Genomic DNA, 16,592 nt, shown 5'->3' on the forward strand with positions numbered 1-16,592 from the left:
GCGTAAGAAGAGAAATGATTAAAAAGTATTAAAGTAACTCTGACCCCTTTATTCTGAAGTAACTCTGACCCCTTTATTCCTTGACCCCTTTATTCCTTTATTCCTTGACCCCTTTATTCCGACCCCTTTATTCCTATGAAAGATTTAAAAATGAAGTGGTATCACTAACAGGTAGAAGATTATATGTCTTACCTAACGGCAGAAAACCGGGCTGGCGTTAAAGGAATTCGTTTAACGTTGTTCTGACCCCGATATTTCCTTAAGTATTTCCTTAAGCATTAGTCGTCCGGGTTTTTCCTAATAAGATCTTTAATTTTTAGGGCTTGATTGTAAGCAGAAAATTTAACAAAGAAACGGGCATCCTCTTCCGATACTTTTGAAATTTCCTCGCTTGGAGGTATTTTTAACTGTGCACCAGCCCTTACCATATTAATATTGCTGTCAATAAAGTGCTCTTTGTTGTAGTTGTAAAGTGAGTAAGCTATTTGATAAGGGGTGTTACAATCTTTACTGATAAGCGCCATTATTCCCTGTCCATCAATAGGTGTAACATAGGTAGCAGTTTTGAATTTGGGTATGCATTGAGTTATCCGAGTTTCCTCCTGAAGTCTATCATTTACCCAGTCGATTACATCAGGACCAATCACCCACGAGCTTGATAAGATGCCCATAATAGCAGCGGTATTCACCAGAAAATTCGGCTGCGGTTGTAGTGAAGTAGGATTTGTATCGCTTATGTTCGCCTCGTCGTTAATACGAGGCTTGCCAAACACCTTCGAGATCCATTTTATAGAGCCTGAATGGACTAAATATGATTGCAGTATTATGTCGGTGTTCGTCTTTGATGATATGTATTTTGCTAACTCATAGTTAATGTTATCAGCTACTGCGTGCAATGCAGCGATGCGAGAAAAAGAGTTATTGTTCTCCAGTTCAAAATGACTTGAAGTAGCCTCGAGCTCTATCTCCCCTATTTCAACAAAATTCAGGATATTCCAAGTATCCTCCTCTGCTTTGAAGAGGGCTGAACTATGTTCCCTTTGACTTTCTATGATCATGATCGCGTCCTTTTGCGAGAATAAAAAAAGGATAGTTCGCTTCTTTTAAAAGATCTAACAGGCATCGATTTTGCTGATTTAAGTGCCTATATTGTATTGTTCACAGGCTAGCTTTGAAGCGAATCTTTTGGGGAACTGCGGGGTTGGGGAACTGCGTGGTCAGAGCCGCTGATATTGGTGACTTGCAAAATTAACAGGACTGTCCTGCTAATTGCTGAATCAGCAATGGATGTGCATTAGGCTGATCCTTGTGTCTAAGGCTTAGGCCAGCCAATCGGCTTTCCTGTCGATTTGTTGATGCTCACTATAACCTTAACTGCAGCACCGCTAATGCTCACGATACTATTGAGTGCATGACCCAAAACGACCATCATTCTTGGCCATTTTTTAAGAAGTATAATTCTGTAAAACCCATTTTTACAAATTCGGTATCTCTAAAATTTCTTACGGTAGCTTTGTCTTTACTGATTGAGGCAACTTGCTGTTCAGTTTGCAAAAACTGGGTAAGGTCTAGTCCTTCAGCATCGGCCACTGCCTCGTGCATATTTTGATAGCGGCTGTAAGAAAAACTTATTTCCTTTGCCACACCATTAAACTTATAACGTACTTTATGGGCCATCTTCTACTCACGTGGGTGCATCAATTGCGAAAACTATTTGGCCGCCATTATAAACTCCAATAGCAGCGTTTTATCAAGACATATATCCCGAGTTCAATGTCCAAGTACATCAACATCAACAAATTTTCATTTTTTCCGACGCACGAGCTCCCCAAACCACATGCCACAAGTCTCAGGTTTCAATCACTTCCATTAGCGCCGCGCTGCTTTTGTGAGCTGCCCAAAAGCCATCAATCTGAGTGATACGGCCAGAAACAAAAGTTTGTGCGGCCGTGCTGGGAGTAAAAGGGGTCATGGGAGTAAAAGGGGTCAGAGTCAATTTAAGTGAACTATACTTTTATTTATTAATTAAAAGAGGTTGGTTTCATGGCGAGAAGGCTGCGAGTTTCTAGTGCGGGAGTGCCCGAACACATAATACAGAGAGGGAATAATCGTCAGGCGACATTTGCTTGTGAAGAGGATATGCAAGCTTATATTGGTTGGCTCAAAACGTACTCTAAGAAATATAAAGTCAGTGTTCATGCATGGGTGCTGATGACTAATCATGTTCATCTTTTATGTACGCCAAGTAGCGCTAATGGTATTTCGCAGATGATGTAATCTCTTGGGCGAATGTATGTGATGTATTTTAATCGTAGTTACAAACGAACAGGTACGCTATGGGAAGGGCGCTTTAAATCCTGTTTGGTGCAAGAAGAAACCTACCTTATGCAAGTTTATCGTTATATAGAAATGAATCCTGTGAGGGCATCGATGGTTAATGAGCCCGCCGATTATTTTTGGTCAAGTTACCAATGTAATGCACTTGGAAAGAAGAGTGACTTGCTAACACCTCATTCTATTTATACCCGTCTTGGTAGAAACCCAAAGGAGCGTCAGTTGGTATATCGAGGGCTGTTTACAGAGCAAATCGAAGGTAAGTTGTTGGAAGATATCCGTCAAGCCACCAATAAGGGATTAGCTATAGGCAACGATGATTTTTTTGCGGATATTGAAAGCCTTACTGGGAGGCGAGTTGTTGAAGGCAAACGGGGCAGGCCAGTAGGGTGGCGTAAGAAGAGAAATGATTAAAAAGTATTAAAGTAACTCTGACCCCTTTATTCTCAAAGTAACTCTGACCCCTTTATTCTCAAAAGTACCAGTCGATGACCTCGGCACAATGATTTAAACGGGTTTTTGAGATAGAAATAGAAACCTGTGAGCAATGCTGTGGTGCGGTTAAAGTTAAATCGAGCATCGAAGACCCATTAAAGATCAAAAAGATACCAGCGATCGTGAAACCACAATATGCTTTTATCAAACTGAGAAAATAATTTTGATAATCATCTAAGTCCACTCTTGTATAAGACACAAGATATCTGTAGCTTGTTCATTAATTGTTAAAATTTAAATTTTGTAATTATTACTTAAGTAAATGTTTACCGTTTAAAACGAAAACATAATCGAGGTTATATATGTATAAACTTTTAACTATCATATTATTGTTTATATTTAGTGATTCAAATGCTGCTGATAATAGGCCAAACGTGCTGTTTATAATGGTCGATGACCTTAATACCGAACTAGGGTCTTATGGCAATGAAATAGTAAAGTCACCCAATATAGACAAGCTGGCTAAGGATGGAATTCAATTTAACTCAGCGTATGTACAATACCCTGTTTGTGCTCCCAGTCGAGCCAGTTTGCTTACTGGATTATATCCCGAACAAACTGGGGTAATAGGCATAGGAAGTGATTTTCGAGATAATATTCCGAAAGCTGTAACCTTACCTCAGTTGTTTAAAAATGAAGGTTATTATAGTGCGAGAGTCGGCAAGATATTTCATTATAACGTACCTTCACAAATCGGAACTAACGGCCAAGATGATTCTGAATCTTGGGACAAGGTTATTAATCCAATAGGAATAGACAAGGAAGTAGAAAAAAAAGTAGACACTATTAGACCTAATTTCACTGGCGATATAGGCGGTACCTTAACCTGGTTAAATCTTGAAAGTAGTGACAAGCAACATACTGACGAAAAAGTAACATCAGAGGCAATAAATATCCTGAGGCAGAAAAATCCTGAAAAAACAGGAAAACCGCTATTTCTTGCTGTAGGGTATTTCAGACCTCACGTGCCATTAATCGCGCCTAGTAAATATTTCGATTTATACCCTCTAGATTCCATCAATCCCCCCTTTGTCCCTGCAAACGATAGAGAGGATATACCGGAGGCTGCGCTAGCTGATCGCCCTATGCAAGCTAATATGACACTAAAACAAAAAAAAGAAGTGATTCAAGCCTATTACGCTAGTATTAGCTTTATTGACCATCAAGTTGGATTGCTACTCGATGAACTTGAAAGCTTAAATTTAAAAAGAAATACCATTGTTGTTTTCTTATCAGACCATGGGTTCCATTTAGGAGATCATGGATTGTGGCAAAAAGGTGATTTGTTTGAAAACTCTGTACGTTCGCCATTAATATTATCTTTACCAAATCAGAAAGTACGTGGCACAAAGACTGATTCACTGGTTGAGTTTGTTGATATCTATCCAACAATTGCCGAAATAGCTGATATTAACACACCGCCATACCTGTCAGGAAAAAGTCTAATACCAATTATAGACAACCCTAACGCCGTAATAAGAACTAGCGCATTTTCAATGGCAATGAGTACAGCTTGGTGGACCAGATCTGAGTTACAGTCACTAGAGCAAATGGGATATAGTATTCGAACTAAAAATTATAGATATACGGAATGGTCAGAAGGTCATGCGGGAATAGAAATGTATCACCATGAAACTGACCCAAATGAGCACAATAATTTAAATAATAATAGAGAACTAGCCACCAGCAAGTTACGATTAAAAAGGTTGTTAGAAAAAAGAAAATTATCCGCAAAAAAGAGAATTACTACTATAGAAGGTAACGCTGAAGCTCAGGGGCTTTAATTGCCTGATTTGTAGGTAAATAGAATGAACAAAACAACCTCGATAATTAAGTTCTATATAAACAATAGGTTAGACAATTTTATCGTGTTTTTTTGTCGGGGCGTAGGGATGATGACCGACATTGTCAGTGTGAATTTGTATGGCAGATCTGTTACTTCACAGCAGGTATTTTGGTAAACACTAAGCTGTGTTACTCCTCTTTAACTGAGTGATTAATCGCTTTATTGGCAACTGAATATGAGAACCCTTGCCCAATCAAATGTCTCAATGCTTTTTGTTTGATTTTTTCATCTTCAATTGGAAGTTCACCGAATTTTTTAATTTTGAGTGTGAGTGCTTTATCTAAATAGTCATCTTCAGTGTTATTTATTGATTCTAAACATTCATTGATTATTTGGGATGTGAAGCCTTTGGTGTACAGCTTTTGTTTTATTTTGTTGGGGCCAATATTTTTTTCTGAATAACTGAGAGTCAAGCGTTGTGCATACCGAAGATCATCAACAATTCCTCGTTCGATAAGATGGTTAAGGGCATCCTCATTAAAAGAGGTGTTTTCTTTGAATAATAGGTTTGCCTTTTGCAGCAAGGTTTTTGATGTGTAATCGCCATATTTGCCAATTAGCCACAAGAAATAACCTTTTACTCGCTCGTATGTTATCTCTTTAGGTTTTGCATCTTGTGCTTTTTTAAACATGTTTCAGCTCTATAAATTTATCTATTTTCTACTTTTTAAAATTGGTCTCTATAGCGAGTTTCATTTGCTGTTGAGCGTTGTTTTTTTGTCTTCACCCAGAAATCAAGGGGGCAGTTTTGTTAAAAACGGTTGAGTTGCATAAATGTAATTATCAAGCTATCTGCGACCTTGCCACAAATAAGGTATCAGTACTAGGTGATGGGCAGTTTACGAATAGGTTATCCATAAGAGTTAAACCATCAGGCTCAGTGCCTAGTAGAAAGTCCAAGTCGTTTAACTTATCAAAAATCAAATGTCGTATATTTTTCACCTGATCAGACCCTACATATGTTTGCCTCCACAAACTTAATGATAGATTCGACATTTGAGTCATTGGGAATTAAAACCCTACTTCTAAAGTGGTTTGAGTGTTGTTGGGAGATTACTATAAGTCTGCGAAAGTTGAGACGCTAGACTTTTGATTTTGCCACTTAGGACTTTGATTCTAGCTTTACATCTATTTGAATTCTTTGTCTTTTTTAGTATTATATTTTAAATAGGGCTTTTTAATAACGAGTCATTTTAACTAATACTACCTAGGTGTTTTTTTGTACTAAGTAGCCAATTAGTAGATTGAAACTATATCAGATCAAAACGGACGATTTATGATTCATTTAATCTATGTCAGTGATTTTGCTCGAGAACTAAATCAACAAGATTTCGACGATATTCTTGCCGTATCGACAAAAAATAATTACGAGCAAGATATAACTGGTTTTCTTGTGGTCAATGGTCAGAATTTTTTTCAGGTCTTAGAAGGTTCAGAAGAGCAGGTTTATACTCTATTAGAGTCAATCAGGCGTGATCCTCGTCATCAAAATTTGCGTGTTATTATTTCGGAAATAATAGAAAAGCGAGATTACCCCAATTGGAGCATGGGCTTTGTTTGCAACTGGACTAATTACCTTTCCGATGATATTAAATCTGTGTTGATACAATACGGTAAAACCCAAGTGTTCAATCTAAGTCATGGGAAGGGGTTGCGTGGGTTGTTGCAAGGGCTAGGGTAATTCATGGGAGTAATTCGCTCACTTTTCATAGCGTCTGGCACATTAAGACTGCGTTAGCAGTATTTAAAATGTCTCTTTAACCTGTTAATTTGACCCCTTAGGAACCATTAGCAACACAGCCACACTAACTCGCCTTGCTACTGTAGAATAGTCATTATTTACTAAACACTTTACCACCGATCATTTTAAATGCGGGAGTGCCTCTGATTAAAGTATCTCTGGCGAAGATGCTATTGCACTTTGGGCAAGTGCAGGGCGATAAAGTGAAATCTTTTGTGATGCGTTGCTTAAAACATTTAAGTAGCGATCCTTTGCCGCCCTTGCGGTATTTAAATAACTGGGTTTTACACTGGCTGCAGAAGATGTCTACGGATGACTCTGGGGCTTTTTTATTAGGCTTCGCCATTTATTTTCCCGCCCAGTCGATAATTATGCGGCCATGATTATAACATTTGATTGACCTAATGATGATTAATCAAATGACTTATGCTTCATTTTAAGTATATTCCACAACATTATTAATTTACTGGATAGAATTTATGAGAGTTAAACAATGAGCAGTGATAATTTACAACAAGAAGCAATTTTACGTCGTGATTTAGCGGCAGCATACCGACTAGCTGCGATGCTAGGTTGGGAAGATACTTTGTATACTCATTTTTCAGTTCGTTTACCTGGAGACGGAATTCCCCGCTTTTTAATCAATCCTTTTGGACTAATGTTTGATGAAATCTGTGCCAGTGATTTAGTTGTTGTTGATTCACAAGGTAAGATTTTAGAAGGTGACGCAGATTATAATCTCGCTGGTTTTACTATTCATAGTGCTGTGCATATGGCTCGTGATGATGCCCATTGTGTAATGCATACCCATACACTTGCAGGTATGGCTTTAGCGGCTTGTGATGATGGTTTATTGATGTTAAATCAGATCAGTACAGAGTTCTATGATCGTCTTGGTTATCATGACTATGAAGGTGTTGCATGGAACCTTGAAGAGCGTAAACGTATTCAACATTCATTAGGCAATAATATAGGGTTAGTCCTGCGCAGCCATGGTTTATTAACGGTAGGTGAAAGTGTCGCAGATGCATTTCAAATTATGTATTACCTTAATCGCGCCTGTGAAATTCAGTTGGCTGCTTCGCAAATGGGAAGCCTATCAAAAATGTCGACTATTTCTAATGAATTAGCTCAATATGTTAGTTCCCAGTTTAAGAAAGTAGAGCATGAACGTCATATAGTGTGGCAAGCTTGGCTAAGAAAATTGGATCGTATTGATCCTTCTTATAAAAATTAAACCCCCTCTAGTGTAAGAGCAAGATGAATATTGCCTTGACGAAAGTAGAGCGTCCATATGAGTCTAGTTAAGACTGCAATGTTAGTTTAGATTGCAATGAGCTGACCACATATCATGATAGTGTTGCTGTGTTTTATGAAGGCGGGTGTTGAGATGATTTTTGTAATCATCGGCATCCGTAAATGGACCTATTCGACAAAGCGGGCAGCATTTATCTTCACTAAAACTAAATGTTGTGAGACAGCTATTAATCGGGTGTGAATTTTTATCCGAATATACATACACCTCACTTTCTTGATGTTTTAGGTACTTATCTCTGTCTACTTTTCGCACCATGTAGTGTTTAAATAAGGATAAATTAAAGGCTTGATTACCAAGGAATTGGTAAGGCGTGTTAAAGGTTAAACTTGTTTCAATATGCCAATCACTGTAGGGCTTTACTGACTTGCTAGTGATATAACAAAGGCGCAGCCCCTCTGGGATTAATAACGCGGCAAAGCTGTGTTTTAGAAAGTAATAAAGTAAATCACGATTGGCGAGATTAGCGCGTTTATTACGCTCTTTTTGAGGTAAAACAGCGCGATCTTGGCTTGGTACCAAGGGGTGATTAAAAATCACTATGTCGGCAAAGTGTTGTGGAAGGCGCTTTACACTAGCAATATCCTTTATATCCACACTATGTTCAACTATTACCCCTGCATTTAACAAATCATCCAGTGCATTTCGCGTGTATTTGTCTCTTAGCACATTCTCACTATCGTAAGTCGTTGCGATAAGATTGTTTGGAGGAACATGTGCTAATAAGGCTCGCGAGAAACTTAAATCGCCATCGCCAATTGTTATAACACGGCAGTTTTTGGGTAAGTACATGAAGCACAAATGCAGCTGATTTTTCCAAAGTGTAGCAAAATCAACGGCTTGATTACATGGGAACTATAACGCTTTATCAATGGTAGTTCCCTTGATGATAGGCCTTGAAGACTAAAAAGTACCAAGTTGGAATATTAGCCTATGAAGAGTAGGTTATTTAGAGGGGAGTAATAGCTTTGGTGGGTGTTGATGATAAAAAATAGCCCAGCTAATTTCTTAGTGGGCTATTTTTAATTTTTGAAATGATTAAAGTGTGATCACAGTGCCATTCACTGGATTGACTACAAACTCAACAAGTTCAATTTCGCTGTCTTCAGGCATATCGCTTTCACTAGTATTGACACTGGCTTCAGATGCATCAGTTACCAACTGGTCAAGTACTACAGTAAATTGAGTAGGACCATTGGCATACCCCTTCACCCTTAATATGTAGTCCTCACCTGCCACTACAGTGCTGCCGATCTGCTCCGACGCGCCTAAATTACCTGAAGTAGCCAGTACGTTGCCGTCTTGATCTAGCATAGAGAAATCAAGATCCGGATAAGCGCCACCCACGTCAACATCTGCGGTTAAGGTCGCTACTGCACTTTTAGCACTACTCAAGGCGGTAAAGTTAACGTCAACATAATCTACCCCTTCCAGCACTTCGATATCAGTTGTGCCTATGGCCACTAAACCTTTATGTTCAGATATAGCATGGTAAGTTACTTCTCGCTCGGCGGCTGCAGAGCTATCATTTGACACTTGGCTACCATTGGCTGCTCGAGTTTGACCTTCTATTTTTGCGTACACTTTAGCTTTAAAGGTAAACATTTCGGCCAGAGGATTAGTAAAACTCAAGTAACGGGCGCTTGAATCCATGCCCGGTGCTAAAACCTCATCGTAAACAAATCTAGCTTTATTGCCACGTTGACCACTGCCATCATTATCGGCATTGTTTACTGTCACGTTAGGGCTGCTGATGGACACAATATCAAAATTGATTGGACCAAATAATTCCAATGAGCCGTTGTTGGTTAAGGTATTATCAAAGGCAAATTCGCCGATGTTAAAGGAGACATTGCTGATCTTAGCTTGCACTTGCTTAGTCACATTTTTGCTTTTGAGTTTAGTTTTGGCTGTACCAGATAAATTAGAAAAACCCACTTGACCAGAGGCATTGGTAGAAATAGCACGCACCACATATTGGTAGTCAAAGGCATCAATGCCTTGACCTGCACCACGTCCAAACCCTTGCCCTTTATCTAAGTAGCTAGGCTCAGTCACAAATTCCACATGGGTATAACCATTGGAACTGAGATCTCCTTCAACATATTCACGGCCAGGTACCCCAGCAAATAAACGTGCAGGGCTGCCGCCTTTGCGTTTTAGTACTTGGTAACCAATCACATCGTCTACTGCTTCCCAGCTCACATTAATACTGTTTTGATTAACAATATCGGCAACAATTTTTTGTGGCGTCGCAGGTGCATCTTGCGAGGCGGTAAAGTCACTCACCGCTGTCGAAATCATTTGCACGCCACCTATTGGTGCTTGGGCATTTTTGCCTAGTTCACGGGCCGCAAATACACGTTCAATCAGTGCATGGTGCTGACCCAAAGAATCGGCACCTATGGAGTTCGCCGGGTATAACATAGCGTCGGCAACCAATACCGCATCACGTGCCTTTACAAAGGTATCAGGTGCACTTACCCCTAAGACATACATAGAGCCGAGGAAAATGCGCTCCCAGGTTTCTTTGCCTAAACTGGCAAGCTGTGTTGCTTCCCCTGTCACTGGATCAGGACGGGTAAAAGAGTTGGCCGGATACATAGTGACCATTAATTCCCGTAGATCCCACATTGCCCCCGCATAGATCTCACCGTCTCTGTGTTCCTCAAAGGCATTATCTCTTGTGCCTAATTGTGAATAGCGCAGTTGACTTTGACCACTGCGAATATATTCATAAGAATCAGGATCGATATTGGCTTCACGCAATACTTGTCTTAACTTACAGGCATTCACTGGGTAAGTTCCCAGATCCGGTGTTTCACCTATGGTGTAAGCCCATAAATCGGCTTGACCTTCGTTAAGGGCACCACCTTCAGGGCTACCTTCAAAGCCAGCAATTGGGGTAATAGTGGCGTGGGTGCCTTCATGTATAGGCACAGAAAAATCTACCGCCAAATCGTTGAACAGATAGCCATGACCATAAAACGTCGGGTTAACCACCACTTCCTGGCCATTGACATCTTGTGAAAGAGGAATTGCAAAAGCGTTATCTAAGTCGAGTAGTTTGTTTAAAAATTCAGGATCGCTGGTATCTGTAGGCGCATCTAACACATTCGGAATATGCACTATTCCTACTAATGGAGTGGACTCGTTAGGGTATTGATCAGGGAAGCTACCATCACCAAAACCTCGGGCATGTACTGCATCTCCGTCTTTGTGCATGTGATCAAGGTATTCCATTAAGGTCGTAATATAAATAAACTGACTAATACCATCAAAATGTTCTGCTGGCTCGGCGGTGTGATCTTTCTCATCTGGTCGACCATAAATAGGTGCGAAGTCTTCATCAAAATAATAAGTACCTAACCCAGCTTGAGCGAATGGTAGTTTAGTAGGTAAGGCATTTTGGATATGGGCATGTTGACCCGTTAGTATTCCTTCAACACCTGTGACGCGGTTTGTGTCATCAAATTTTCTTAATTTTATCCGCAATAAACCCTCTGGTGTGCCAGTTACGCCGCCATCTGTATCCACAATTTCGCAGTTGTTTTGTAGTTCTGGGGTAATAGGTGGGAAAGTAGGGAAATAGTCAGCGTATTGATCTGTTGGCTCAGATTCTTCTGCGGTGCGCACCTGATCTTCACGATAAAGTACTTCGCCAGTTTGTGCATCAACCATATACTTAAACACACCAAAGGGATTGGTTGAATAATAATAAAACTGCCAAACTAAGCTATGGCCATCAGCGTTTTGTACAAAACGTAATTCTGGCATAGGGGTGGTAAATACGCCCAATTCAGCGGCAATGGTTGCATATGCCGGTGTCAAAACTGCTAAAGCTGACGCTGGGATGTTTTTTTGAAATTGTACTAAGTCTTGGGTGGCGGAAAAAACGGCGTCATCAGCTGATATACCTGCATAACTAGACTCAGTAAAAGTCTTCTGATAAGGCCCCATCACGCCGCGCACGCGGTTGTCGGCATCAATAATCACGCCCAAACCATTACCATCGACTTTAATGCCATTGATAATCTGATCGAAACGCACAAGTTGTCCACCAAGGGCGGCTTTGGAACGATTTGGATTGTATTGCAATTGATCATTGCTTAGTCCGGCAAAAATATCTTGATGATCGGCGATAAAATTACGGGCGATATTTTCATCCGAATCACCCGATACCTGAACGGCCATACCAATCATGGCATCTATGGTACCTGTCATTTCATTCACTGAAATCTGTGCATTGGGATGAGAGGCTTTAAACTGGCTTATGGCTTGAGTTTGTTCGGCATTTAACGCTTTTAGATTGCTTAAAGCAGCACTTTGCAATTGATTAAGAGTTGGCACAGCGGCAACATCAAAGTTTAATATTTTGTCGGCCAAGGCAGTAGCAGCAGTTGTTTGGCTACTGGCTGCTTGAATTTGGTTAGGTAGAACCAACAAAGGTGAAGCAAGTGCGAGTGCAATGGCACTGGATATCAAAGTACTTTTCATTTTAATGACCTTTTATTATTCGCATCCAAGAACTAAAAATGAGACAGCAATATCAATTGTCTTTCGGTTCAAGAACACATATTGGTAAGAAAATTATTTGTTCAATTAGGGGCCCATTGCTTAAGTAAAATATAATTAGGCTTTCCTATTGAGTGACATCAGTGTTGCAAGTTAAGGGCAGTAGGAAAATAGGGGCTTACCCCTAGAAACATAAAGAGGGGCAGAGCCACTTTCACTAAACTAAGTTGTTGAGGAGGTTTCATTTTTTTGGAATTTTTTTAAGGTTAGGATATTAAGAATGTCAGCCACAGGTGCTGCTGAGCAAGTTATTCAAAGAGGAAATAATCGCCAAATAGGGGGGAATTAAGGTTCGTTGAAAGCATAGGCAGATCGCGCCCATGCAGAATGAGGTCGTTACATGAGAGTGACATGGACGGCCTTAGTATCAATGTTTGAGGTAGCGGGTTTTATTACAATAGGTGTTTAGATAAGTCTTTGGTAACAACCAATTCATCCCTTTCCAATCACCTTTAAAAATGAAGCGCTTAGTCACAGGCACTTACCTTTGTTTTTGATGTAGACTGTTTATAAGCCAAGCATTATTCAGAAAGGATATTGAAATTATGCCTTATACCCATGTCAATACTGATTTGCTTTTTTCACTAAAGGTATGCGTTTTAGCGGCTTTGGTGCTTTTGTTGTTATTCTCGGGTTGTGGTGGCTCCATTGATTCTGATGCCACAGAGTCTAACAATGTGGGTGTTGTTCAGCCCCCCGATTCATCTCCAGAAAATCCCACTCCTGAACCAACAGATGTGAAACCTTTTCCTTCTGGTATTTATGAAAGTGCTGCGGCCATTCGCTTGCCTGAAACCGATATTGTGGCAAGTACCCCGCGTTCTGCTGGGCAAGTCGGGGTGTTAGTGAAAGTTGATTGGAATTTATGCGGTGAAGACTTGGCGTGTCTTTTTAATACTATTCAACTTAATCTAGACAGTGCTGCATCGTTGGGGTTGCTGGTGGGATTAGCTGTATCTGATGGCAACAACCTTCCTCAATCAATTAAAGATGGGTGTACGCTTTTTGAGTTCGAGTTTCGAGGTGCGCCGGCCTCAATGTGTTTACCTTGGGATCAGCAGTACCTTGAAGCAAAAGTCGCCTTGATTACTGAATTGGGGCAACGTTTTGATCAGCATCCGGCTTTGGCCTACGTGTATTTTACAGGCGCGTGTTCCACTAATGGTTTGGAAGGACATTGTCGTATCGACCAACAAACATTTACCTCTGTTGGGTATACACCAGACACCTTAAGTGCCGCCTATCTTTCCATTATGAATGCTTATGTGGAACATTTTGCTGCTACTCCAATTGTGTTTGAAGCACATGCCATATTTGACCAAACCCACTTATGGGAGGCAGTGTGGGCAGAAGTGGCATCGTATGACAAAGTCGGAGTTGCGGCATGGTGGTGTGCCGAACGCTTATCATTAAACGGCCGAGAAACCGCAACCATTTGGCCACTTATTCAAACCATTGCCTCTGAAACTTTTGCCATTTGCCAGACAGTGGCAAGTTTTAGCGGCGAACCTTTCCGTTTTTCTGACAGCACCCTAAATCTCGATTACGGCGAGCAAACAGATTGGCATGAAAGTGACGCTCAGGCAGCGTTTCAGGATACCTTCGATTGGTTGCAAGGCGTCACTGTTCATGCCGGTCAAGCACAGCCCATTGTGGCTTTTACAACTGTGGAAATGTGGAGTCAGGACTTAAAAAACCAAGCGTTTGCTTCACATTTAGCCAATTTTTAACAAGTGGGTAGTTAACTTGAATATGGCAAGGTACTGAGTGTTAAACAACAAAGTAATCAACTTACCACAATATTTTAAGTAAAACTGATGAGGCTTCAGTTGCTTTAATTATCACCAAACCATGTGTGTTGAAGCCTTGCATAAACACCATTTTCTTTAAGGGTTACCATTGCTTGGCGAATTTTTCTGAGACTTTCAGGGTTGATGTTTTTGTTTGCGACTATGCCTAATTCGGTTTGTCTGGTTATAAACACTTGTTTAAATTTGTCTGGACTGAACCCAAGCATTTTAGCAGCGACAAAAAATCCAACGTCATTGTTATAATTTAAATCTACTCGGCTTAAATTAAGCATCTTGATGCACTGTTCTTGATGTTCGACTATAAAAGCGCCTTCAGTATGGTCGGGAAAAATATTCAAGGTTGTTACGGATACATCACCCCGAGGCAAGGCGATTGAGTAGTTATAGACATCTTCTAGGGAATTAATAGTGATATCTTTTCTATCATTAAGGGCAAACACTCCTTCATTAACTAAATAAGTGGTGTCCACCCAGGTATACAATTTTTCTCTTTCAGGGGTTTTTGCCATGGTAAATAACACACTATTGGGTTGCTCAGCCACTATGCGTTTTGCTCTTACCCAAGGAACGGCTATATATTCCACCTGAATTTCTGTGAGCTTGACAATTTCCTTAAACAATTCAACAGCAAACCCAGTGTGGCCATTTTTTTCATCTAAAATTTGAAAAGGAGGGTATTCAGCTATGTATACATTTAATGTTGCACTATTTGCGGGGGCACTATTGGCAAAAAAAGTAAAAAAGCAGATAAAATATAAAATGGTACGAGTCAAAACGTTGTGTTTCACCTTTAAAAACGATTCAAAAAACTGAATGATTGGTCACTTTATATTTCCAAAATTAATGGCAGTGAACAACTAACCGACAATTCTACCTGAGTTAACCTTATTAGCAATTAACAAGACACCCTACGCAATAAACGATTAAAGCAAACGGGTGTCATTTCAACTAATATTCGCAACGCTATTATTGACTCAACTGTGTTTTTGGCATTATTGCGTTGGCGCTTCTGCAGGACTTAATGTCAATTGACTAAAGGTGACTTGAGTGTAATCGCCATTTTTCTTGTCAGTTTTCCAATCCCCTGTACCTAAACAACCCGCGTACCAAGTTGTACCAGACTCTTCTTTGGTACTGCACTGATTATAGGCTCCGGCTTTAAAATAATGGGAGTCGGCGGTATAACCAAGGCGGTGATCATGTTTATCAACGTTGCCATAGGCATCTACATTAGTTGCTAGATTAATTGAATACTTCACATCGTCTTTACCTTCAGCACTGAAAGTAAGGTACATAGTATTTTTGTGCACATTAATGGTGTAACTAAATTCTTCACCTAAGGCTATGCCGCTATCACCTGGCTCTGCGGCGTTATCCCAGGTATTTCCCCATACCGGATGGGTAATGTCAGTACGATTAGGATCATCTTTGGGCAAGTTACGTTCATAATTCCAAAATACAGAGCCTTTTTCATGATTTGGCCATTTTTTGTAATATATTTTGATGGGCTCATTTCCCCAGCCAAATCCAAGATTCTTGGCTATCAACTCTTTATCTTTAGTTGCATGAATTTGCCCGACTACTACTGAATAGGCGGCAGGGGTATCAGGTTGTTTGGCTCGAAGTGCAACATGATCCACTTTTAAGGTTGCCTGCATTTTGCCTCCAATCGCACCATACCTTATAGACAGTGGGTGGGCGGCTAAAGCAAAGTTGTTTCCTGCATAATTGGTTTTAATTTTTTTGTTGGCGCCCCGGATCATTTGACGTAATTCACTGCGCGTGTTCGATGAGTTAGCTGTGGTAATGGCTTTGTTAGGTGCCACAAATACCATACCGCCGTTTTCATCTAGATAGAAAAAATCAGGATGAGCATAGTTTTGAATATCTTCTACGCTCACCTCGTCAATTTTACCGTCATTATCTAAATCTAGTGGTACTGTGATCTTCCAATGAGATAAATCAAATTGAGTGGCAGGCATCATCTCTTTGTTTATGGAAGTCGTGCGAGTGCCAATTGTCGAGCAAGCAACTAAAAGTGAAAGTGATAAAGGGTAAATGGCACGGGATAAAATAAACGGTTTGCGACTTACTTGGTTCATTATTTTGCTATCTCTACATATACAGAATGGAAATTTTAGTAATGGAGATTGTAGTAAATTTTCAGTCTAATTAGTAATGCTAATCACTTATAGAGCATGCAGAATTGTGGTGCATAACAATAGTGCGTTTAAAAATACATTGCTGTTAACAGCAAACACAAGAGAACGGTACATTTTTATAAAAAAGTGGTGGGGGTATTTGAAACTAGGACTGAATTTTAGAAGAAGGACACACCAGACACGCTAATTATTGATGCAAATCAATTGGCGATTTCTTAGTGTGTCATTATTGGCACTCAATGGGGTAAGTTCGATAGGCGCATAAGCAACTCTAGGTTTGTTATGCTAATTTCAATCTTATAGGTTTTTGGTA

16 protein-coding genes are annotated in these 16,592 nt (G+C 40.1%); 6 read left to right on the plus strand and 10 right to left on the minus strand.

Features of this window, described 5'->3' with window-relative positions:
• Positions 1 to 278: 278 nt before the first annotated feature.
• The 3 genes from AAC000_RS17090 to AAC000_RS17100 all read right to left on the minus strand — a co-directional run bounded on the left by AAC000_RS17090 (position 279) and on the right by AAC000_RS17100 (position 1,996).
• Positions 279 to 1,058, minus strand: a complete 780-nt coding sequence (locus AAC000_RS17090) for a hypothetical protein (protein ID WP_339724345.1) — start codon at positions 1,056 to 1,058, stop codon at positions 279 to 281.
• Between the two features lie 370 nt (positions 1,059 to 1,428).
• Complete coding sequence (locus AAC000_RS17095) at positions 1,429 to 1,677, minus strand: DUF2960 family protein (protein WP_339724347.1); 249 nt, start codon at positions 1,675 to 1,677, stop codon at positions 1,429 to 1,431.
• A gap of 172 nt (positions 1,678 to 1,849) precedes the next feature.
• A complete protein-coding gene (locus AAC000_RS17100) occupies positions 1,850 to 1,996 on the minus strand; it encodes a hypothetical protein (RefSeq protein ID WP_339724348.1) in 147 nt (48 codons plus the stop codon).
• 47 nt (positions 1,997 to 2,043) lie between these two features.
• Between AAC000_RS17100 and AAC000_RS17105 the strand changes: the two genes are divergently transcribed.
• The 3 genes from AAC000_RS17105 to AAC000_RS17115 all read left to right on the plus strand — a co-directional run bounded on the left by AAC000_RS17105 (position 2,044) and on the right by AAC000_RS17115 (position 4,613).
• The gene (locus AAC000_RS17105) at positions 2,044 to 2,277 is read left to right on the plus strand and encodes a transposase (RefSeq protein ID WP_339724350.1); all 234 of its coding nucleotides are present in this window, start codon (positions 2,044 to 2,046) and stop codon (positions 2,275 to 2,277) included.
• Between the two features lie 18 nt (positions 2,278 to 2,295).
• Positions 2,296 to 2,748, plus strand: a complete 453-nt coding sequence (locus AAC000_RS17110; protein WP_339724352.1) for a transposase — start codon at positions 2,296 to 2,298, stop codon at positions 2,746 to 2,748.
• A 383-nt stretch (positions 2,749 to 3,131) separates the two neighbouring features.
• On the plus strand, positions 3,132 to 4,613 hold the full coding sequence (locus AAC000_RS17115) for a sulfatase (protein ID WP_339724354.1): 1,482 nt from the start codon (positions 3,132 to 3,134) through the stop codon (positions 4,611 to 4,613).
• Positions 4,614 to 4,803: 190 nt separating this feature from the next.
• On the opposite strand, the gene AAC000_RS17120 is transcribed toward AAC000_RS17115, so the two are convergent.
• Together AAC000_RS17120 and AAC000_RS17125 are read right to left on the minus strand one after the other, a co-directional pair.
• A complete protein-coding gene (locus tag AAC000_RS17120; RefSeq protein WP_339724356.1) occupies positions 4,804 to 5,307 on the minus strand; it encodes a regulatory protein RecX in 504 nt (167 codons plus the stop codon).
• 151 nt (positions 5,308 to 5,458) lie between these two features.
• The gene (locus AAC000_RS17125; protein WP_339724358.1) at positions 5,459 to 5,617 is read right to left on the minus strand and encodes a hypothetical protein; all 159 of its coding nucleotides are present in this window, start codon (positions 5,615 to 5,617) and stop codon (positions 5,459 to 5,461) included.
• A gap of 334 nt (positions 5,618 to 5,951) precedes the next feature.
• On the opposite strand from AAC000_RS17125, the gene AAC000_RS17130 reads away from it, so the two are divergent.
• Positions 5,952 to 6,356, plus strand: coding sequence for a BLUF domain-containing protein (locus AAC000_RS17130; protein WP_339724359.1), 405 nt, complete (start codon positions 5,952 to 5,954; stop codon positions 6,354 to 6,356).
• Positions 6,357 to 6,510: 154 nt separating this feature from the next.
• Here the strand turns inward: AAC000_RS17130 and AAC000_RS17135 are convergent, their stop codons facing one another.
• A complete protein-coding gene (locus AAC000_RS17135; protein ID WP_303475648.1) occupies positions 6,511 to 6,762 on the minus strand; it encodes a hypothetical protein in 252 nt (83 codons plus the stop codon).
• 147 nt (positions 6,763 to 6,909) lie between these two features.
• On the opposite strand from AAC000_RS17135, the gene AAC000_RS17140 reads away from it, so the two are divergent.
• Positions 6,910 to 7,653 (plus strand): class II aldolase/adducin family protein, encoded by a 744-nt coding sequence (locus tag AAC000_RS17140; RefSeq protein WP_339724362.1) that lies wholly within the window; start codon positions 6,910 to 6,912, stop codon positions 7,651 to 7,653.
• Positions 7,654 to 7,734: 81 nt separating this feature from the next.
• Here AAC000_RS17140 and AAC000_RS17145 read toward each other — a convergent pair whose 3' ends face one another.
• On the minus strand, positions 7,735 to 8,523 hold the full coding sequence (locus tag AAC000_RS17145) for a Rossmann-like fold-containing protein (RefSeq protein WP_339724364.1): 789 nt from the start codon (positions 8,521 to 8,523) through the stop codon (positions 7,735 to 7,737).
• 246 nt (positions 8,524 to 8,769) lie between these two features.
• On the minus strand, positions 8,770 to 12,228 hold the full coding sequence (locus AAC000_RS17150) for a M36 family metallopeptidase (RefSeq protein ID WP_339724366.1): 3,459 nt from the start codon (positions 12,226 to 12,228) through the stop codon (positions 8,770 to 8,772).
• 623 nt (positions 12,229 to 12,851) lie between these two features.
• Here AAC000_RS17150 and AAC000_RS17155 point away from each other — a divergent pair.
• The gene (locus AAC000_RS17155; RefSeq protein WP_339724367.1) at positions 12,852 to 14,036 is read left to right on the plus strand and encodes a hypothetical protein; all 1,185 of its coding nucleotides are present in this window, start codon (positions 12,852 to 12,854) and stop codon (positions 14,034 to 14,036) included.
• A gap of 104 nt (positions 14,037 to 14,140) precedes the next feature.
• Here the strand turns inward: AAC000_RS17155 and AAC000_RS17160 are convergent, their stop codons facing one another.
• Positions 14,141 to 14,890 carry a transporter substrate-binding domain-containing protein gene (locus tag AAC000_RS17160; RefSeq protein WP_339724368.1) on the minus strand — a complete coding sequence of 250 codons (750 nt, stop codon included), beginning with the start codon at positions 14,888 to 14,890 and terminating at the stop codon, positions 14,141 to 14,143.
• A 219-nt stretch (positions 14,891 to 15,109) separates the two neighbouring features.
• Positions 15,110 to 16,219, minus strand: a complete 1,110-nt coding sequence (locus tag AAC000_RS17165; protein WP_339724369.1) for a polysaccharide lyase family 7 protein — start codon at positions 16,217 to 16,219, stop codon at positions 15,110 to 15,112.
• Between the last annotated feature and the right edge of the window lie 373 nt (positions 16,220 to 16,592).

The organism is uncultured Paraglaciecola sp. (genome assembly GCF_963977085.1).
Taxonomy (GTDB): Bacteria; Pseudomonadota; Gammaproteobacteria; order Enterobacterales; family Alteromonadaceae; genus Paraglaciecola.

Bases quoted from the DNA above. Each gene is read 5' to 3' on its own strand.
- AAC000_RS17090 (WP_339724345.1), bottom strand. From the start codon at position 1,058: ATGATCATAGAAAGTCAAAGGGAACATAGTTCAGCCCTCTTCAAAGCA.
- AAC000_RS17095 (WP_339724347.1), bottom strand. From the start codon at position 1,677: ATGGCCCATAAAGTACGTTATAAGTTTAATGGTGTGGCAAAGGAAATA.
- AAC000_RS17105 (WP_339724350.1), top strand. From the start codon at position 2,044: ATGGCGAGAAGGCTGCGAGTTTCTAGTGCGGGAGTGCCCGAACACATA.
- AAC000_RS17115 (WP_339724354.1), top strand. From the start codon at position 3,132: ATGTATAAACTTTTAACTATCATATTATTGTTTATATTTAGTGATTCA.
- AAC000_RS17120 (WP_339724356.1), bottom strand. From the start codon at position 5,307: ATGTTTAAAAAAGCACAAGATGCAAAACCTAAAGAGATAACATACGAG.
- AAC000_RS17130 (WP_339724359.1), top strand. From the start codon at position 5,952: ATGATTCATTTAATCTATGTCAGTGATTTTGCTCGAGAACTAAATCAA.
- AAC000_RS17135 (WP_303475648.1), bottom strand. From the start codon at position 6,762: ATGGCGAAGCCTAATAAAAAAGCCCCAGAGTCATCCGTAGACATCTTC.
- AAC000_RS17140 (WP_339724362.1), top strand. From the start codon at position 6,910: ATGAGCAGTGATAATTTACAACAAGAAGCAATTTTACGTCGTGATTTA.
- AAC000_RS17145 (WP_339724364.1), bottom strand. From the start codon at position 8,523: ATGTACTTACCCAAAAACTGCCGTGTTATAACAATTGGCGATGGCGAT.
- AAC000_RS17150 (WP_339724366.1), bottom strand. From the start codon at position 12,228: ATGAAAAGTACTTTGATATCCAGTGCCATTGCACTCGCACTTGCTTCA.
- AAC000_RS17155 (WP_339724367.1), top strand. From the start codon at position 12,852: ATGCCTTATACCCATGTCAATACTGATTTGCTTTTTTCACTAAAGGTA.
- AAC000_RS17165 (WP_339724369.1), bottom strand. From the start codon at position 16,219: ATGAACCAAGTAAGTCGCAAACCGTTTATTTTATCCCGTGCCATTTAC.